The following is a 1,858-nucleotide window of genomic DNA, read 5'->3' as shown; positions in this document are numbered from 1 at the left end:
ACTCCACCCGCTGCCGAGCGTCGCGTTCACGCTCCTCCAGCAACCCCATCACCGACGGCATCCCGGCACCTCCACCGAAGAGACGACACGACACCCCGTCCCTCCCGCCGAAACACCACGCCTACACGTGACCAGCGGAAACGAACCCGTCACTCTCGGAAAGACAACGGCTTCTCGGAAAGACAACGGCTTCTGAGATGGCCATAGGTATCCGCTCTCCCCGAACCAGATCACCTGAGATTCTTGGTGCTACCGAATCTCAGGTGATCTGGTCGCCCCACGCCAGAGCCGATCCCACGGACCAGATCCTTTGCGACGGGACAGCAGCAGCAGCCCCCGCTCGACGCGGCCCGGCCAATCTCCGACAACTCGAACCAGTCGTCGTCTGCCTCCCCGCCCCCGCGCTGCGGGCGCCGCTTCACGTACACTGCCGTGTTCTCGGGGGCGAGGTGGGAGACCCGCATCGCCACCAATGCCCCCGCGCGCGGTGCCGCGTCCAGGACCAGGGCGAGAACCGCGGTGAGCCGGGTCCGCCCAGGCGACATCGCACCGCCGAGGTCCTGGTCGAGCTGACGGCGCAGCGCCGCGAGCACGCCGAGGTCAGGAGTGGGCTGAGGCGGCACCCGCCCGCCGGCCCAGTATGGCGGTCGGCTCGATTCCCCACCCGGCAGCCGCACTCAGTAGTGTCGGTCTTCGTCGGCGGACGTGATATTTGAGGGGGTGGTGAGCGTGGCGCGTACCTGGCTGTCCATCCGGGTGGAGCTGGTCTCCGGACACGGCGCGGACCTGTGGCCTCGCCCCGGCCGGATCTTCGCCGCCGCTCGCTCGCACTCCTTCGCCCAGCTCGCCACGGCCATCGATCTCGCCTTCGCCCGCTGGGATCTGGCTCACCTGCACCTGTTCACCTTGTCTGACGGCACCGGGGTCAGCCCCCTGGAGTGGTGGGATGGCGAAGCTCCGGACGACACCGTGGACGGCCATGCGACCAAGCTGAGCAGGCTGCAGGCCGGCGAACAGTTCGCCTACGTCTTCGACATGGGCGACGACTGGACTCACCTGTGCACGGTCGCGGACAGGCGTATCGACCCCGCCGACGAACTCGGCGAAACCCCCGACCGCCCGGTCCCGTACTGGGGCTGGGGAAACCTCCCGGACCAGTACGCGCGGCGCTGGGACGGCGACGACGGCGAGTCGCCCATGCCGAAACGACCGGCCCGCGGACTCAGTGACCTGCCGCCGATCCTGCCGTGGTGGGGCGAACACCACCAAGGATGAGGGGGCAGCGAGGTCGTCATGAATCAAGGAGAGGGAGAGGGCGCTTCAGGGCCGCCGCCGATCTTCGTCGTGCTCCCGGACGGCCACGAAGTCCGGGCACGGCTCCACGCCCGGCGGCAAGACAAGGACGGCTGGCGGTACCAGATCGGGATCCAACTGTGGCAGGACACTGCCAACGGCGATGCGCGGGCTGCCGAGCACCGGGCCTGGGTAAGCCCTGCGCAGGCCCGCCCCGTACCCGGCGTGTCCTACCGGGATGTCCCCACGTACCGCCCGTTCCCGGCAGACGGCCTGTCACAAGAAGTCGGCCGGCATGGACGCTCCAGTACCTGCCCCACCGCCCCGGGCACCCAGGCGCCACCCTCCTCCACGTCATCGGCTGCACACCCAGCGATCAGACCCTTGAGGGGCCACGAAGTTTCCGGACAGGGACCCAATAAGGTTGTCCTGAACAGGAAACGAGGAAGAAGTGGCGCCACCCAGTAAGTACTCGCCGGAGTTCCGCGAGGAAGCCGTCCAGATCGCGTTGAGGTCGAGCAAAACGATCTCCGCAGTCGCCCGGGAGCTTGAGCTGAATCCGGAG

The 1,858-nt window shown here is 68.1% G+C and carries 2 protein-coding genes; both read left to right on the top strand.

The features are described from left to right. Positions 1–729: 729 nt before the first annotated feature. The gene (locus ACLB9X_RS34310) at positions 730–1,275 is read left to right on the top strand and encodes an IS1096 element passenger TnpR family protein (protein WP_410364328.1); all 546 of its coding nucleotides are present in this window, start codon (positions 730–732) and stop codon (positions 1,273–1,275) included. 469 nt (positions 1,276–1,744) lie between these two features. After that, the coding region (locus tag ACLB9X_RS34305) for a transposase (RefSeq protein ID WP_410364329.1) at positions 1,745–1,858 on the top strand (114 nt) is incomplete at its 3' end.

Source organism: Streptomyces sp. 5K101, assembly GCF_046506645.1.
Lineage (GTDB): Bacteria > Actinomycetota > Actinomycetes > Streptomycetales > Streptomycetaceae > Streptomyces.
The sequence above is the reverse complement of the archived record's forward strand: the minus strand, read 5'-3'. Positions and strand labels throughout refer to the sequence as shown.